This is a genomic window from Nostoc sp. DedVER02, from assembly GCF_034530675.2.
Lineage (GTDB): Bacteria > Cyanobacteriota > Cyanobacteriia > Cyanobacteriales > Nostocaceae > Nostoc.
Window position 1 is genome coordinate 67526 of record NZ_JAVRCP020000012.1, and the last position, 17317, is coordinate 84842.

15 protein-coding genes and 1 pseudogene are annotated in these 17317 nt (G+C 40.3%); 5 read left to right on the top strand and 11 right to left on the bottom strand.

Going from position 1 to position 17317, the window contains the following annotated elements; genetic code table 11:
• Positions 1–215: 215 nt before the first annotated feature.
• The 4 genes from RMZ41_RS14185 to RMZ41_RS14200 all read right to left on the bottom strand — a co-directional run bounded on the left by RMZ41_RS14185 (position 216) and on the right by RMZ41_RS14200 (position 3870).
• A complete protein-coding gene (locus RMZ41_RS14185; RefSeq protein ID WP_322642890.1) occupies positions 216–1010 on the bottom strand; it encodes a Uma2 family endonuclease in 795 nt (264 codons plus the stop codon).
• A 173-nt stretch (positions 1011–1183) separates the two neighbouring features.
• Positions 1184–1354: a photosystem II assembly protein Psb34 gene (gene psb34, locus RMZ41_RS14190; protein ID WP_143855409.1), complete on the bottom strand. Its 171-nt coding sequence runs from the start codon at positions 1352–1354 to the stop codon at positions 1184–1186.
• 433 nt (positions 1355–1787) lie between these two features.
• On the bottom strand, positions 1788–2834 hold the full coding sequence (locus RMZ41_RS14195) for a DUF1611 domain-containing protein (protein ID WP_322642891.1): 1047 nt from the start codon (positions 2832–2834) through the stop codon (positions 1788–1790).
• Positions 2818–3870 carry a dipeptide epimerase gene (locus RMZ41_RS14200; RefSeq protein ID WP_322642892.1) on the bottom strand — a complete coding sequence of 351 codons (1053 nt, stop codon included), beginning with the start codon at positions 3868–3870 and terminating at the stop codon, positions 2818–2820. The genes RMZ41_RS14195 and RMZ41_RS14200 overlap by 17 nt, the downstream gene beginning before the upstream one ends.
• Before the next feature lie 136 nt (positions 3871–4006).
• On the opposite strand from RMZ41_RS14200, the gene RMZ41_RS14205 reads away from it, so the two are divergent.
• Together RMZ41_RS14205 and RMZ41_RS14210 are read left to right on the top strand one after the other, a co-directional pair.
• On the top strand, positions 4007–4558 hold the full coding sequence (locus RMZ41_RS14205; protein WP_322642893.1) for an NUDIX hydrolase: 552 nt from the start codon (positions 4007–4009) through the stop codon (positions 4556–4558).
• Between the two features lie 20 nt (positions 4559–4578).
• A complete protein-coding gene (locus RMZ41_RS14210) occupies positions 4579–5865 on the top strand; it encodes a toll/interleukin-1 receptor domain-containing protein (protein WP_322642894.1) in 1287 nt (428 codons plus the stop codon).
• A 224-nt stretch (positions 5866–6089) separates the two neighbouring features.
• On the opposite strand, the gene RMZ41_RS14215 is transcribed toward RMZ41_RS14210, so the two are convergent.
• The 5 genes from RMZ41_RS14215 to RMZ41_RS14235 form a co-directional block, all read right to left on the bottom strand.
• Entirely contained in the window at positions 6090–6758 is a 669-nt protein-coding gene (locus RMZ41_RS14215) for a peptidoglycan-binding protein (RefSeq protein ID WP_322642895.1), read from the bottom strand.
• Between the two features lie 477 nt (positions 6759–7235).
• On the bottom strand, positions 7236–7658 hold the full coding sequence (locus RMZ41_RS14220; protein ID WP_322734376.1) for a response regulator: 423 nt from the start codon (positions 7656–7658) through the stop codon (positions 7236–7238).
• Between the two features lie 156 nt (positions 7659–7814).
• Positions 7815–8543, bottom strand: a complete 729-nt coding sequence (locus RMZ41_RS14225) for a Crp/Fnr family transcriptional regulator (protein WP_322642896.1) — start codon at positions 8541–8543, stop codon at positions 7815–7817.
• A gap of 80 nt (positions 8544–8623) precedes the next feature.
• Positions 8624–9370, bottom strand: a complete 747-nt coding sequence (locus RMZ41_RS14230) for a Crp/Fnr family transcriptional regulator (RefSeq protein ID WP_322642897.1) — start codon at positions 9368–9370, stop codon at positions 8624–8626.
• A gap of 188 nt (positions 9371–9558) precedes the next feature.
• Positions 9559–10296, bottom strand: a complete 738-nt coding sequence (locus tag RMZ41_RS14235; protein ID WP_322642898.1) for a Crp/Fnr family transcriptional regulator — start codon at positions 10294–10296, stop codon at positions 9559–9561.
• A gap of 944 nt (positions 10297–11240) precedes the next feature.
• On the opposite strand from RMZ41_RS14235, the gene RMZ41_RS14240 reads away from it, so the two are divergent.
• From RMZ41_RS14240 to RMZ41_RS14250, 3 genes are all read left to right on the top strand, one after another.
• A complete protein-coding gene (locus tag RMZ41_RS14240) occupies positions 11241–12278 on the top strand; it encodes an NADP(H)-dependent aldo-keto reductase (RefSeq protein WP_322642899.1) in 1038 nt (345 codons plus the stop codon).
• Positions 12279–12422: 144 nt separating this feature from the next.
• On the top strand, positions 12423–13550 hold the full coding sequence (locus RMZ41_RS14245; protein ID WP_322642900.1) for an aryl-sulfate sulfotransferase: 1128 nt from the start codon (positions 12423–12425) through the stop codon (positions 13548–13550).
• 290 nt (positions 13551–13840) lie between these two features.
• Positions 13841–14512, top strand: coding sequence for a glutathione S-transferase family protein (locus RMZ41_RS14250; RefSeq protein WP_322642901.1), 672 nt, complete (start codon positions 13841–13843; stop codon positions 14510–14512).
• A gap of 249 nt (positions 14513–14761) precedes the next feature.
• Here RMZ41_RS14250 and RMZ41_RS14255 read toward each other — a convergent pair whose 3' ends face one another.
• Together RMZ41_RS14255 and nrdJ are read right to left on the bottom strand one after the other, a co-directional pair.
• On the bottom strand, positions 14762–15775 hold the full coding sequence (locus RMZ41_RS14255) for an NAD(P)-dependent alcohol dehydrogenase (protein WP_322642902.1): 1014 nt from the start codon (positions 15773–15775) through the stop codon (positions 14762–14764).
• Between the two features lie 257 nt (positions 15776–16032).
• Positions 16033–17106, bottom strand: a pseudogene (gene nrdJ, locus RMZ41_RS14260) (ribonucleoside-triphosphate reductase, adenosylcobalamin-dependent); the annotation flags it as partial.
• Between the last annotated feature and the right edge of the window lie 211 nt (positions 17107–17317).

The window sequence follows — 17317 nt, forward strand, 5'->3', positions numbered from 1 at the left end:
ATCAAAAACGTTATTTTTTTCTTTAATTTTTTTTCTCTGGGAGTAGTTTTTTAGATATACTTGAATTTCTGCATAATAGCTCACTCTTTCATAATTCGTTTCATACTGAAATGTACTTAGAAAAAAGGGTGTTTTTTATTACTTTTATAAAGAACTAGCAAAATCCAGATAAAGCGATCGCACTTAGCACGTAATTTTTGCTTAAACTAAGTAACTCAGCTATCTGGCAAATTATTTGGATCGATACCTTGAGATTGTAAATATGCAATTAGCCGTTCTTTTTGCTGACGTTCTTGTTCGGCGCGTTGGCTTTCTTGTTCTGCGCGTTGACGTTCTTGTTCCGCGCGTTGACGTTCCTGTGCAATTTGTTCTACTGCCCAAGGTAACAAATTACCTGCTTTATCCCACCAGCGCAACCAGTAACCCGTTCTGGATTCTTTTGTTCCTTGCCAAGTTCCTAAGAATAAGCCCATTGAATCAATCCAATGACGACCATTTTCGTCAGGTTGTTGCAATTCGTAGCGCCTGTTTTCGAGTTGGTAAAATTCTAACAAACCGCCATTAGGGTCAAAAATCACGTAAATTGGGACTTGAAGAATCTGCTCGTAAAAAAACCATTTTCCTGGTGGATAGATTCGCTTAAAAGAATACTCTGTACCGTCAGTATCAGATAGAAATTCCATCACTACCGCCGGAATCTCACCCTCTAAATTAGGTGTGTAGCTTTTGCGTTCTGCTAAAACTTCATTTACTGCTGGAACATAAACCCAGTCAGGTGCTTTCGCTACAAATTGATCGTTTATCGTGGCACAAAGTCCAAAATTTGAGGCGATTAACATCTGGGGTTGGATGAAACCACTTATCTCAAGGCTTTCGCGCAAAGCACCAGCCAATAGTGGCTGACCTGTATTTTCCACTGGTTCATCCTCTAACTGAAAATCTGCGGGCAATGCTTCCCAAGATATTATCAGTTCTGTTGAAGATTTAGCTTCACCGAGTTGGGTTGCCATATAACACCCCATTTTATTAATTTGTCTTTATTTTATGTGCGATCGCAGCTATTTTACAATCTCGCCCTTGATCGCACAGGGGTAAAACACAAAAAACCCCGGCGAAACTAACCGAGGTTTGAGAGAGAAGTGAGAATGACAATGAGATACAGCGATACGGCAATGGAAAAATCTTAGCTAACGCTAAAACCAACCAAAACTAAAGTTGTCACAATTAAAGTTGCAAAAAGACCTTGTAAAACGTATTTACGTTGTTCCCAAATTGCTGGGTACTCGGCGTAGTATACCTTGGGTTCAGCCGCGTAGTTATTGAGGATACCGTCTTCGTTTACAGTGGTGTACATATTTTTTTCTCTTCTTTTGTTTACTTATGTAACTAAATTTAACAAGTTTGTTACAAAGTGTCAATAGGACTTGACAAAAAAATCTGATAAGTTTATTAAAAATTACTTATTAAAAGATGGGGGATTTTAGGTAAGGCAGTTCCAGGCAATGAAAGCGGGATGTCTCTTAACCCATTGCTGCGCGCCTCTTAACCTGAATGCCATAAAAAACCCCCAACTTATTTGGGGGTGTAAATTAAGCAAGATACTTCTCAGGCTGATATTGAAGTTGTTAGCCTGCCTTCAACTCGCTCGGATTTGTCTTTACAGCTATTTCAGGTAAATAGACAGATGGTAGGGGCACAGCAATGCTGTGCCCCTACAACAAATGTGGTTTAAATACATGAAAACTGCTGTAAGCAACCATAATTTTGCCTCTTTGGAGGATAAAAACCTAATTCTTCATCACCGCATCCAAAAGGACATTGGCATCAAAACGGACTACATCAGTGCAAGGTAGCCCGGTTTCTGCTGTTACTTGAGCGATGCTTTCATCAGCCGCAGATTCATCTAAATGTGCAGTGTTAAGTGCTATACCCACTACAGAAACACTTCCAAAAGCACCACCAGCACTAGCAACGCTTTCATAAAGTCGAATTACCTCTGGTAAAGGTGGAATTACGACATGGGGATGATTGCGGATATGAACTTGTCCCGCGCGATGGACTAATACCAGTTGAGTTGGTTGAGAACCACGAATCAGGGGCAGGGTTGCCGTTGAACCAGGGTGTAGCAGCGAACCTTGTCCTTCAATGTGCAGGATGTCGTAGTTTTTGCCATAGCGCATGACTATCTGTTCCACAGCACCAGCAGCAAAGTCTACCCGCACGGCATCTAAAGCCACGCCATCGCCTTCTAACATCACTCCAGTTTGACCTGTGGCGAGAAATTTAGAACGCCAACCCCGCAATTTTGATGCCCAATGTAACTCTAAGCTAGTTGACATTTTACCGATCGCCATATCAGTACCCACCGTCAACACCCGCCGACAAGGGAGGGTGCGTGCCATTCCACTAGCAACACTTATATTAGGCGGCTCTTTGCGGATATCCCAAATTAATTGCCCTGGTTGCAGCAGTGCATTTAACTCCGGTATGCTTGCCATTGCTGTATGTAAACCGTTTACCAAAGACATCCCAGCTTTTAGAGCATCTTTGATTTCCATCCAATAATCATCTGGGATAGCACCACCACTAGGAGCAATGCCTATTACTAAGACTTCTGGCTTGTACTCTAGGGCTGCGGCTACCGATGCCACAATCGGGACATCACGCTTGATACCTGTTAATTCTGTCAGAGATTTGCCAGCACATTCGCGATCGATTACGGCTACAATTGGTGCTTCGCTATAACGTAAAATTGCAAGCCCGGTTTTGCCGTGGGTTCCAGCAGTTCCTTCATGTAATAAGATAGCTATTCGTTGATTAAGTGGTAGACGCACTGTGTTGTACCCCCAAACCTGGTAAATCGTTTGGCAAAACTCTCCCTTCCTTTAGCAATGCACCCGTAAAGGGGTCATCAATTAAGTTGAGGTGACTGTCTAAATCTAGATAATCAGCTAGTGGCGCTAGCTGTAATGCTGCTGTATTGGCTAGCGAACTGTCAGAATAGCAACCGAACATTACTTGCAAGCGATATGCTCGTGCTGTATGTACCATTCGCATCGCCTCTGTTATTCCGCCTGATTTCATCAGTTTGATATTAATACCATCCACGTAGTTTGCCAAATCGGGGATATCAGAACTTGTAAAACAACTCTCATCGACAAAAATGGGTAGGGGAGAATGTTCTTTGAGTTTAGCTAAACTTTTTTCTTGACCCCGTGGTAATGGCTGTTCTACATATTTTATACCTAGATTACTCAGCCAATTGCACATTGCGATCGCATCTTCTAAACTCCAACCCCCATTGGCATCAACAAATAACTCAGTTTCCGGTGCTTCATCTTGCACTGCCAATAGCATTTTTTGATCTGCATCTATACCATCTGGACTACCTAACTTCACCTTAAAAAGGCGGACATCGGTAAATTGTAACCAGTCTCGCGCTCTAGCTTTAGCACCTTCAGGCGAATTAATCCCAATTGTTACTGAGGTTGGTACTATTTGATTGCGATCGAGTCCCCAAATTTGCCACAAAGGTAATCCTACACGCTTACCCAACCAGTCGTGCATTGCCATATCCAAGGCCGCTCTAGCAGCAGAAGGAACCTGATTTTGTATTAAAACTTGCTCAATTTCTTGTCGCTGTAAGGGGCTAAATGCTTGTAACAGTGGTGCAATTTGGTCGAGAGAATCTTTGATTGTATCAGTTGATTGTCGATGATTACCTACACCGAATGGCGATGCTTCTCCCCAGCCTTCAATACCATCATCTGAAATCCTCACCCATACATTCGTTGTCTGTGCCGTTGTACCTCTACTAATGGTTAACGGAAATCTTTTATTTACTGTAAATAAATTTACATTTATTTGCATACTTTTGTATATTATGATATAGCAAAAGCCAGTGTAAGTTCAAAGTTTAGATTATCGGATGTATCTGTTATACTTTTTTACATTTCATTGTTTAGTTACTAAACTTTTCATACATAATTAATTTTGATTTTATTTTATGACCGACTTAAAAAAATGGAAAACTTTAAAATCTAAAATGGTTTTGGATAACCCCTGGTGTCAGGTCAGGCAAGATGAAATAGAATTGCCCAATGGTAAAATTATAGATGATTATTTTGTGAGTATTAAGCCTGATGTTGCGATGGTTTTACCGATCACTGCTAATAGAGAAATTATTTTTGTCCGGCAATATAGACATGCAGTAGGTGAATTTTTCTTAGAACTTCCCGCAGGGAATTTTGACCCCACAAAAGAGAGTGCAGAAGTAGCAGCAATTAGAGAACTCGCAGAAGAGACTGGTTATATACCCCAAGAATTTAGAAAAATCGGAACTTTATACGATAAACCGAGTAAAGATACCAATCAAATACATTTATTTTTAGCAGAAAAGGTAAGTAAAACTGGAGAGCAAAAACTAGATATTACTGAAGAGATTGAAATTGTATTTATTCCTGTAGAAGCAGTTTTAGAAAAAATTATTCAAGGTGAAATTTCTGTGGCCGGAACTATAGCGGCTCTTTTTCTAGGTTTAAATCTTCTAACTTTATAATTATTTAACAGTTAATTACTATGTTTATATTTACAGTAACTGCTGATACTTTCCTTAAAGTTCGTCCCGGTGAGTTAGCGGAACTCGCTGAAGATGAAAAGCTTCTCATTCAAGTCAAAAGTGTTCTTAAAGTAATTTCTTATATTGAGGAGGGAGAATATTACAGAATTACCTTGCAAGACTCTATGAAGGGTAAAGATATATGGTTTATTCGTAAGAAGTATGTTCAGATATCTGCTTTACGAAGTTTATATAAATCCCCGCCAAACCCCCAAATGGAAAAAACGAGGGAGATAGCAAAAGCGCCACGATGCGACACTTCCGACATTAAAAATCCATTCGAATTAGAAGCAGCACAAATTTTAAACTTAAGAGGTGGTGGCAGGATCGAGATTGAAGAAGAAGTTATTAAGCAACTTAAAGCGCAGCTACAAAAAACCCCAACTATTCAAGAAGGATCTTCACAGCCTGTCGATATAAGCAAAGATTTAGTTGATTGTAGTGTTTTCAGTCCTGCTTCTGTAACTCCAAATGATATGTTTCTTGTCCAAGTTTTTGTTCATCTTCCTGAAGAAGTTGAATCTGTCAAACAGTATGCTCAACAATTTGATCCTGAAGCTAAACAATTAGGTGTGAGAAGTTTAGGAATACCCATTAAACGAGGAAGTGAACTTACTTTTAACTTGTCAATTCCAAAACTAGAAGTAGACGATCCGATTCAACAGTTGACTTGGAATGGTAGAGCAGATTCTATTCAATTTGGTGTAACAGTTCCTGGTGATATCACTCAGAAAACAGTCATTGCAACTGTTACTGTCAGCCAAAATACAATTCCCCTCGGTCATCTAAAATTCAAACTATCGATTATTCCTTCTACATCTTCTACATCCAAAGACCCTCAACTAGTAGGAGAGGTTGCTCGATACTATAGAAAAGCATTCGTCTCTTATTCTTCTAAAGATCGGATAGAAGTTCTTAAAAGGGTTCAAGGACTGGCTGTAACTGGAATTGCAGTTTTTCAAGATGTTCTTAGTTTAGAACCTGGCGATCGCTGGGAGCAAGAACTTTATCGCAATATTGATGAATGCGATCTCTTTCTACTATTTTGGTCTACTGCTGCTAAAGAGTCGCCGTGGGTGCTTAAAGAGGTGTTGTATGCCCTTGAGCGGCAAGGATCTGATAGATTACGTTCCCCCGAAATTATTCCTGTAATCATTGAAGGGCCACCGCTTGTCCCTCCACCACCTGAATTACAGGATCTTCATTTTAATGACAAACTTCTTTACTTTATGGCAACATCTAAATAGTTAACTTAAGCCTTTTCTGAGCGCAATTTATCTTGCTGCTGCTATTCTCTGGCTTAATTGATGACACGCCCTAGTACTTAGACAAAATACCTCTCAAACTCTTATTCCTCTGTGTTCTCTTTGTCTCTGTAGTTCGATTTTCCGTTACCTGTGCATAAGTCCTAACCACAATAAAACAGATTTCACCTAAAAAACAAGATTTTTAGGTGAAATTATCCTAATTTCTAAATACCCAAAGCAACTCTAGTTTCTGGGCCAACTACACCATCTACAAGTAGACCTTTACTTGCTTGAAATCTTCTGACTTGGTTGACAGTTTCTTGACCGTAAATTCCATCAACTCTGAGATTACCTAAAGCTGTCTGAACGTCTCGTACTAGTTGACCTCTAGAACCAGGGGTGAGAATGACTGAACCTCCAACCCCACCGGGTCTAGTTGTAGGAGTGTTGTTAGGTTTATCAGCAACCCATCGAGCAAAAACATATCTGCCGTTAGAAAGTCTAGCAAAACCGTTTTCATACCTTTCAATTGCGGGAAGTGTTGCACCATTTGATATACAGTCTACATAAGAATAGTTAGTGCTTGGGCCTGTACGGATACGTAAACAACTACCATTAGTCTTTACATAAGCGGCTGAACTTATTTGAATTTGGGCAGCAGCAATAAGTAATACACCCACACCAGCTAATGCCAACCAAGCTGAAGACTTAAGAAGTTTTTGCCAATTGAATTTAGTGTTGCTGATTTCAAATACCTGGTTTTTAGTAATAACTATGTCAGAAGATTTAAGATTTTTTTCACCCTTTAATAGAGATTTAGATGAATTATGTTTGGTTTTTCCAGATTCCTCTTCTTGAGCAATAAACATGTGAGAATAAGCAAGATATTCCATAATGCACCTCTTTATTTTAAAAAATGAGTATTTACAGAGAATAACTCAGTGATTCTCTGTGTTTATCCCTAGTATATTTTATATCATTACCCTTTTAAAAGGTTTTGACTGGCAGCAAAATTAAGAAAAAATGAAATTAACGTGAGTCTGATAAACCTTAAACTTAATCAAAAAGAACTTTTAACAGAGAAAACTAGACCACCCAATACGGTTCGGTTAAAGGGGAAAGGGAAAAGGGGAAAGGTTTTGAATACACCCTTTACCCCTTACCCTTTCCCCAGACCACAAGGAAAATGAAAAATGCTTATCCGAACCGTATTGCTAGACCACCCATAACGGGCAAGACTTCAAATATTTAACTTATTACCTCAAAAAATTCCTGAGAAAATGCGATGTCTACCAAGACATCGCATTTTCAAAATAAATAAGATTTAGTTAAAGCTTTGTATAGACTGACTTTTTGTGTATCCAAAGATATCAAGCGTATTGTTCGAGTCCGACTAAACCAGCAACCATAGAAGCTAACTCATCTAAGTCTATCGGCTTGCATCGGTATATATCATAACCTGCTAACAATGCCCGATTACGATCTTCGTCGAAAGCAGATGCGGTCATAGCAATGGCTGGAATCTTTCTTCCTCGCTTTGCTTCCAGTTTTCTAACCTTCATGAGCAGTGAGCAACCATTTTCATCTGGTAAATAAATGTCACTAATCAAGATGTCTGGTTTAAAAAATGACATTATTTCTAGAGCATCACTTGCCGAACCTGCTGTGATAATCTCTGCTCCGTCTAATTCAAACAGAAAGGTAAGTAACGTTCTTGTATCAGGATCGTCATCTACAACGAGCAATCGCAGACCTTTAAAAGACATCGATTGATTAGACATTATTCTCACCACGCTATAGTTCAAACACTTCTACTAGTAATTCCATCAAAAGACACATACTTGTAAAGGCAATTTGATGCCTTATTTACTAAATTTTAATGGAACTAATTAGCAAATGTCTGTCCGGTTTCGGACATAGGAACTTATAATTGATGGTTTATTAGCGAATTAGCGATCGCACCTTAGCTGATTCCCCAGTAACCGAGAAAATTCATTTTGGATAACCCGATAACACTCGCAGGAAGTGGCTTCCAAATCCTCTCGGTTCAGGATGTTAATTTGACCACGCTGATAGCTAATCATTCCGGCTCGGCTGAGGGCGCTAGCTGCTACTGTAACGCCGGAGCGACGTACACCCAACATTTGGGCGATAAATTCTTGCGTAAGCAGAAATTCTTCTGATTCCAAACGGTCAGAGACTGTGAGAAGCCAACGAGCTAGCCGTTCCTCTAGGCTATGAAGACGGTTGCAAGCACAGCTTTGTGTAAGTTCGGTATATACGGCTCGGACATAGCGCAGTAGCAACTTTTGAATAGCTCCGCCCTGATTGAACTCGGTTCTCAGAACATCTGCATCCATCTGCATTCCAGTGCCCGCAATTTGGACAAACGCTTTTGTGGTTGTTGTGTTGCCTCCTAAAATTACTGGGATACCCACCATGCCCTCATTACTCACTATCCCAACTTCCACCGTCGATCCATCTTTCATACAAGTGACTATAGAAATCACTGCATTTTGAGGAAAATAGACCTGTTTGATGGGTTCTCCTGGTTCGTAAATAACTTGGCGCGTGGGAAGCGAAACTAACTTGAGGTGCGGAACAAGGCGCTCATAATCACTAGTTGGCAAAGCCGCGAGTAACTTATTTACTTGCGGCTTAAGAATCTTTTCGCTCACTGAACATTAACTGAGAAATTTGCTCACACTACTTTAAATCAAGTTACTTTTGCGGGTCTGTCCGGTTTCGCACACATAACTCAAAAAAATTTTTTTGCTCGGTTACTGGGCTTCATGCCCAGTAACCGAGCAAATTCCTTTTGGATAACTTGATAACACTCACAAGAAGTTGCTTCCAAATCCTCTCGGTTCAGAATCCTAATATGACCACGTTGGTAGCTAATCATCCCGGCGCGGCTGAGGGTGCTAGCCGCTACTGTCACACCAGAACGACGTACACCAAGCATCTGGGCGATAAATTCTTGCGTAAGTGGAAAGTCTTCTAATCCCAGACGGTCAGAGACTGTGAGAAGCCAACGAGCCAGCCGTTCATCCAGTGTATGGAGACGGTTACAGGCAGCACCTTGCGCCAGTTCCGAGTATACAGCTTGTACGTAGCGCAGCAGCACGCTTTGAATAGCTCCGCCCCGATTGAACTCGGCTCTGAATACATCTGCATCGATTTGCATGGCAGTGCCCGAAATCTGCACAAAGGCTGTTGTGGTTGTGATGTTGTCTCCTAAAATTACCGGGATACCCACCATACCTTCATTGCTTACTATCCCAACTTCCGCTGTTGAGCCATCTTCCATAGTGGTGACTATAGAAACCACTGCCTTATCAGGAAAATAGACCTGTGTGATAGGTTCGCCTGCTTGATAAAGGATTTGTTGAAGTACGAGCGGAACTAGCTTTAAATGGGGGACAAGACGTTCATAATCACTGGCTGGCAAAGCTGCGAGGAGCTTATTTGGTGGTTTCTGAAAAAGGCTTTTATCTAATGGCATTAAAAGTCACTCTCCTTAAGGTAGGTGACTTTAGAAAAGCTAACTCAGGGCACAAGGAAAGAACTTCAGAATTTGATCCTAATGTCGAAAGATGTATTCTCTAAAGAAAGACGTGGATAATCTAGAAAGCTTAAATGAAAACACTTGTTTGAGTCTATACAGTTTGCTACATCGAAGCTTAACAAAAACTATTTTTGCCTTTGATTGGGTTGATTGGCTAATAAACGAACAAATTCATTTTCTATAACGTGATAGCATTCGCAAGAAGTTTTTTTTAAAGCCTCTCGATTTAGAATGTTAATCTGACCACGGTGGTAGGTGATTATTCCGGCTTCGCTCAGGATATTAGCTGCTTCGGTGACACCAGCGCGACGTACACCGAGCATCTGTGAGATAAATTCTTGCGTGAGCAGGAATTCGTCTGATTCCAGACGGTCAGAAACTGTTAGCAGCCACCGAGCTAACCGCGCCTCTAACCTATGAAGACGATTGCAAGCAGATCCTTGTGCTATTTGAGTATATACAGCTTGTACGTAGCGCAACAGCACGCTTTGAATAGCTCCGCCCCGATTAAATTCACTTCTGAATATATTTGCATCTATCTGCATAGCACTGTCTGAAATCTGCACAAATGCTGTTGTGGTTGTGGTGTTGTCTCCTAAAATTATGGGCATACCCACCATGCCTTCATTGCTCACTAAACCAACTTCCACAGTCGAGCCATCTTCCATAGTATTGATGATAGAAACCACTGCTTTATTAGGAAAATAGACCTGTGTGATAGGTTCGCCTGGTTCATAAAGGATTTTCCGAAGTGGGAGCGAAACCAGCTTCAGATGGGGAATAAGACGCTCATAATCGGTGGCTGGTAAAGCTGCGAGTAGCCTATTTGCTGGCTGCTCAAAGTTATTTTTGTTTAATAACATTAGGATTCTCCTAAATGTAGCCATTTATAGAAAAGGCAACTATCGGCATGAGGAGAAAAATCAATAATCTGAATCCTAACGCCAAAAGATGTATTTTCTAAAAAAGTTCTAATCAAATATTGATATTTTTCTAAACATATACAGTAGAACATAAATCAATTAGTCGTTTGTAGTAGCAAAAACACCAGATTTTGAGCAACCCACTTGCTAGCGGTTTCTAAAAAATAAGGGCTTTAGCTATTGTTTGCCTGAGTTCTGAAACTATTAGTATGCTAGTTTATAACTCCAACTTTAATACATCAAAAGTATCATAATCATCTCAGCAAAGGTTATAACTTTTAAGTAGAAAGTTTAACTTTTTTTGTTATTTAAATTACATTAATATGTATATTAACATCGGTAGAAGCGATCGCAGCAAAAAATCCTTAGCCTAAGTTTTTGCCATTGCTACCAGGCGTTGTAAACTCTTTCAGAGAGATTGGGTATATTTAACTACCGTAGAGACAAACTATTTAAGACTCAATAGCTAAATATTAACATTTATTAAAACTTAATTCTAGAAGAATCTAAGGATTTCCTGATATACTACTGTAAGTCAGTTGATTTATCGTAGTATGTATCTAGGCTAAAACAGTCTATTTCATAAAAACTCAATAAAAGCAAGTATTTTCCCATTCAATTTTAGATTTTTATTACTTACAACTACCTTACTTATATGGCTCATTTATGAAAAAATAAACAATTGTATCTATAATGTACTGTTTAACTATCGATTTTTAGCATTTTATCTAAAAAGATTAATTTGCTGAGAGATTCATATTGGTTTACTGCAAATTAGTTGGTGTTTGAAGCTAAGTTAATTAAAAACTATAACGTGCTTGACAAGATGCAAAACTTTCAACAAAAATATCACTGTTAAATCAACCGAATAACAACGCAAAAACATGAAGTATAACCAACTTGGCAAGAGTGACTTAAAAGTTTCTGAAATTTGTCTGGGCACTATGACTTATGGACAACAAAATACCATTGAAGAAGCCCACGAGCAGCTAGATTATTCTATTGCCCAAGGAGTCAACTTTATTGATGCGGCAGAGATGTACCCAGTTCCAACAAGTGCAGAAACTTATGGATTAACTGAAACTTACATTGGGGAATGGTTAAAACATCAACAAAGAGATCAACTTATTATAGCTACTAAAATTGCTGGCCCTGGTCGAGGCTTTAAATGGTTGCGTGGAGGAGCAAAAGCAATTGACCGTGATAATATCAAACAGGCTGTAGATGATAGTTTAAAAAGATTACAGACAGACTATATCGATTTGTATCAAATCCACTGGCCCGATCGCTACGTGCCACGGTTTGGGCAAACAGTATTCGATCCAACTCAGGTAGGAAACACCGTTCCGATTACTGAACAGTTAGCTGTTTTTGCTGATGTAATTAAAGCAGGAAAAATTCGCTATATCGGTTTGAGTAATGAGACACCTTGGGGAGTTACCCAATTTAGTAATGCTGCAAAACAGTTAGGATTGCCCAAAGTTGTCTCGATTCAAAATGCTTATAACTTACTGAATCGAGTATTTGATGGAGCCTTAGCAGAAGCAGTTTATTACGAAGAAATTGGATTACTAGCTTATAGTCCTTTGGCATTTGGTTTATTGACTGGTAAATATTTAAATGGCAGACCAGAAAAAGCAAGGTTCAGTTTATTTGAAAATTTTGGTCAACGCTACTTAAAACCAAAAGTCAGTCAAGCAGTAGCGGCTTACATAGATATTGCCAAGCGCTATCAAATAAGTCCAGCGCATTTGGCTTTGGCATTCGTGCGGAGTCGTTGGTTTGTGCCTAGCACAATTATTGGTGCTACGACGCTGGAACAACTTAAAGAGAATTTAGAAAGTGTGGATGTAGTTCTCAGCAAAGACATTTTGGAAGAGTTGGATATAGTTCATGCTCAGTCTCCAAACCCAGCACCATGAACAATTAAAAATTAAAAATTAAAAATTAGAAATTCAAACATTTTAGACGGTTCACCTTGTTACCAGGCTCCAGCCTGGTAATGCTTCCCTAGAGGCTCTGGCTCTCATTATTAGATTAAAAACGAGATATCTAGTAGGTAGAATATGACTTTTACAGCAACATTAATTGACCAGAATACTATTCGTCGTCGGGGCACTGGTTTAAAGGCTTACAATCCTGAAAAAGCATTTAAAGGGTACACACTTTTCACGCCCCTGACAGGTAAAGGTGAAGTCTACCTTCTGAATTTAGAAGGAGAAGTTGTACACCAGTGGAATTTGCCATATCCACCAGGGTTATATGGTTATCTCTTACCTAATAGCAACCTTTTTTATAACGGTAAAACTCCACCAGAAGAACCACTACGTTTTGCTTTGTGGGCTGCATTTAAAAGTGGTGTTGTTTTAGAGGCAGATCCCAAAGGAAATATTATTTGGGAATATAAGCATCCAGATCATCATCACGATGGACGCAGATTAGCCAATGGCAACACAATTTTACTCGCCATTGAAAAGATACCCCAGTCGTTAGTTCCTCGCATCAAAGGCGGCGTACCCGGTACAGAACCAGATGGGAATATCTATGCTGATGTGCTTTATGAAGTGACTCCAGGCGGGGAAATTGTTTGGACTTGGCACGCTTACGAACACCTCGATCCAGATAAATTTACCATTACATCCCAGGATCATCGACACGAATGGACTCATGGGAATACTGTGGGTGAACTCGCTGATGGCAACATTATAGTGAGCTTTCGTAATATCTCTACAGTAGCGATCATCGATCGCAAAACCGGAGAAATCATTTGGACGTTGGGTGATGACGTACTAGCACAGCAGCACTTCCCCAACGAACTAGCTAACGGTAATATTCTCATTTTCGACAATGGCGCACATCGTCGTAATATCGCTCTCAATTTCTCCCGTGTGATTGAGGTAAACCGTCAAACAAAAGAGATTGTTTGGGAATACACTGACAACCCGCCTCAAAATTTCTTTAGTGCATACATATCAGGAGCGCAACGTTTAGCCAATGGCAATACCTTGATTACAGAAGGTGCTTACGGCCGGATATTCGAGGTGACAGTTGCAGGAGAGATTGTTTGGGAATACATTAATCCCTACTTTGCATCTCGGAATATTCCAGGTGAGAAATCGCCCGTAACTCGTGGGGAGCAAAATACAGTCTTCCGCGCCTTTCGTTATGCACCGGAAGAAGTGCCCTGGCTTTAGGAGAAGGTATGGGGGCAGGGGGCAGGGAGCAGGGAGCAGGGAGCAGGGGGCAGGGGAGCAGGGGGAGAAACAATAACTAATTAATTCCCAATTCCCAATTCCCAATTCCCAATTTCCTAACTTTACCTAATAGTCAAATTTAAAAGTTTGGTTAGTGTCAAGAATTTTTTTTTATACTACACCCGCTTCAAAAAGGTTTCGTGACACTAACAATTTAAGATTTGGGATTTTGGATGAAAATTCAATTCCCAATGCCGATTAACAAGTCCTATTTACCAAGGAACTTAAACATGGCCCAAATCAAAGTATATAGTGCAGTTGTTTGTCCTTATGCTCACCGTACCCGGTTGGTACTCCAAGAGAAGGGCATCGACTTCGATTTGATTGAAATTGATTTGCAGAATAAACCTGAAGGTTTTACCAAAGTTTCTCCTTATGGTAAAGTACCTGCGATCGCTCATGGCGATAACCGAGTTTGGGAATCAGCAGTAATTAACGAGTATCTTGATGAGGTATTTCCCAATCCACCACTGTTACCCAGCAATCCTGCTGCTAGAGCGCAGGCTCGTATCTGGATCGATTTTGCTAATACTAGGTTCGTCCCCGCTTTTTCTACCCTGCTGCGGAGTTCAGATCCTCAAAAACAAGAAGAAGCTAAACAGGAACTATCCAAACACCTGGAATTCATTGAAAACGAAGGTTTGGCAAAGCTATCTGGGGAAGGCCCTTACTGGTTTGGCGAATCTATCAGTTTGGTGGATTTTACCTATTTCCCTTGGTTTGAGCGCTGGGCTGCATTGAAGCAATATCGTGGTTTTGGGATACCAGAGCAATTTACCCGTGTACGCCAATGGAAACATGCTTTAAAAGAGCGTGAATCTGTGAAAGCGATCGCTCACTCAAAGGAATTCTACATCGAGCGATATGCTAAATTTGCTGCGCCTACTCTCGCTGCCGTTTAAATCGTAATTCATAACTATGTTTCAAGTGAAGTTTAAATTTTCACTTGAAACATAGAATTAAACTCTCAATACGGTTCGGTTAATGTTTTTTGATGGAAATTCTAGATCGTAAAAACACGAGAAATCATCACAAAGAGAAGACGCGATAAATCGCCGTCTCTACAAAAGACTGATTATTGTAGAGACGGCGATTCATCGCGTCTCTTGCCTTAACCGAACAGTATTGATTAAACTCTTTAAAATTACGAATTACGAATTACTAATTACGACTTTCCCAAAGTGAGCCGCACTTTTGAGATAATGATAAGCTTCTTGTGCCTCAGCAAAAGGAAAAACCCGATCGATAATTGGTTTTATTTGATGTTGTTGCATCGCCTGATTCATCGCCTCAAACATTTCCCGACTGCCAACATAAATGCCCTGAACTGTTAAACTCTTAAAAAGTATTGGCATCGGGTCAATTTCACTTCCTCTACCTGATAGTACGCCAATCAAACTAATCCGTCCCCCAATGCGGACTGCTTGTAATGATTTTGGCAGAGTTCCTGCACCGCCTACTTCAATTACATGATCTACACCTGTGCGATTTGTCAATTGGTAAACTTGCTTTTCCCAATCTGGTGTTGTTTTGTAGTTGATTATATCATCAGCACCAAGCTGTTTTGCTCGTGCCAATTTCTCGTCACTGCTAGAAGTAATAATCACTCTAGCACCATGTATCTTGGCAAACTGGAGAGCAAAAATTGAAACTCCGCCAGTACCGAGTAATAAAACATTATCACCTGCACCAATATTACCTTTTGTCACCAATCCGTGCCAAACTGTGACTGCTGCACAGGGTAAAGTCGCCCCTTCAATATAGGATAAATAATCAGGTAATATTACCAAACCATCTTGGTGTAATACGACATACTCAGCCAGCATTCCATCGATACCGCCTCCGCGATCGGATTTCATCTTCTCTTTATTTAAAGAGCCATAAATCCAGTCTTGGAAGAAAATACCAGCAACGCGATCGCCTATTTTCACCCGTATAACACCTTCCCCTATCGCCACAACTTCCCCCGCACCGTCAGATAGGGGAATTAAGGGATATTTCTGTCCAGCGCCGTAAGCACCCTCAGCAACGAGCAAATCGCGGTAATTTAGGGATGTTGCTTTAACTTGAATGAGAACTTGTCCCGCAGTTGGTTTTGGTTCAGCGCGATCAACTAATGCGATCGCATCAATCCCAGCGTTACTTTGAATTTCGTAAGCTTTCATTGTCTTAAATAGAGCGACGTAATTAAGGCTTAGAACCCCGACTTCTTAGAGAAGTCGGGGTTCTCATCGTTCAGAGTTCATATAAAAAAGCAGTGGTTAAATATTATGTGAAACCACTGCTGTTTATTCTAATAGATAAATAACGCTCTTCATAATTTGATGTAATCATAATTCGTAATGACGCTATCTACGCGGGCTTACTTTCTCATCTAGCCAACATAATTACGAATTACGAATTACGAATTACGAATTATTTCTTATGAGCTTGGTTGCTGATCGGGAAACATACATTTATCAGAATCACAACCACTAGGGCCAGCTTCGGACATTTCGCCTAAATCGTAACGGCTTAAGACTGCACAGAAATCATCTGTCTTCCGCCGTACTTTCACTTCTTGATTCAAGCGATCGTAGGTTGGTTTATCTATTGGTTCAAATGGCAAACGTGGGAATGATTGCAAGTCATCAAAACGAGCTAGAAGGGCTGCTGAAATATACCCGCGATCGCTCTGAATAGTTTCATAGATTTTTTGTCCCAAAGGTTCGATTTCATCAGAACGAAGTTCCAAAGTAGCTGAGGTGTTATGAGTCACATACCAGCGTTGAACCTGGAGGACAAAATCAAATTGGGCTAAAACTGAAAACTTAGAAACATCAATTTCATCAGCCCCTGGTAAATCTGCCCAAGATACAGAAACCGGAATTTCTACTAACCACTCACTCACCCGTGGATCAAAAGGATCGTTGAGCAAATTACCCTGTTCATCTTTATCTGATTGAGAGGGAATGACATTGTAACCGTAGTCAATACAAGCTAAGGCTACTGGGTCATTTTTGCCGAAAGTGATGCGGCGAATAAATCTTTGAGCTTTGGGGGGATGCCAGCCTGAGCTAGCATTAGTTAACAAAGCTTTAGTACCACTGGGTTGGACGGTGGTACAGCGATTTGGACGTTTGAGATTGTGGCGATCGCAATAATCCCAAACCACGCGATGTACAATATCTTTCCAAGAACTGAGATATTTTTCTTCCTCACGCTTGAAAGCTAATCCTTGTGGAGTTGCAGGTCTTCCTGCTTCCCACCAGCGCAGCCAATCAACACCAAAAGCATGGACAAAGAAATCAAATAAACCCGTAAAAGAAACTCCCACAATCGGATCTAATTCACGGCTGTATTGATAGCGTGGTTCCAGGAATTTGTGATTTAAAAGTGCTGCTACAGATAACGCCCCAGCAGTGAAAGCTTCTTCTTGTTCTTTGTAGTTACGTGGATCGATTTGATTAAGGTGAACCTCAGACAAATTGCAGTGGAAATTAGTACCAATGATTTCCTTTCTTTGTTACCCTAGAGGCTTTTTATCCCCTAGTTCTACTGCTTGATTATTTGCAGTAGCTCCGCGTACCTTTTGCAGATGTGACTTTAGATAATAAAAGTGTTTTTCACATCCACCCCCGCACTCTTGGAAAGATTATATTCTAGACACAAATTTCTGATGTCATCTAGTTTCACTCTCTACGCTGTACGGTGTCAAAGACTTTTTA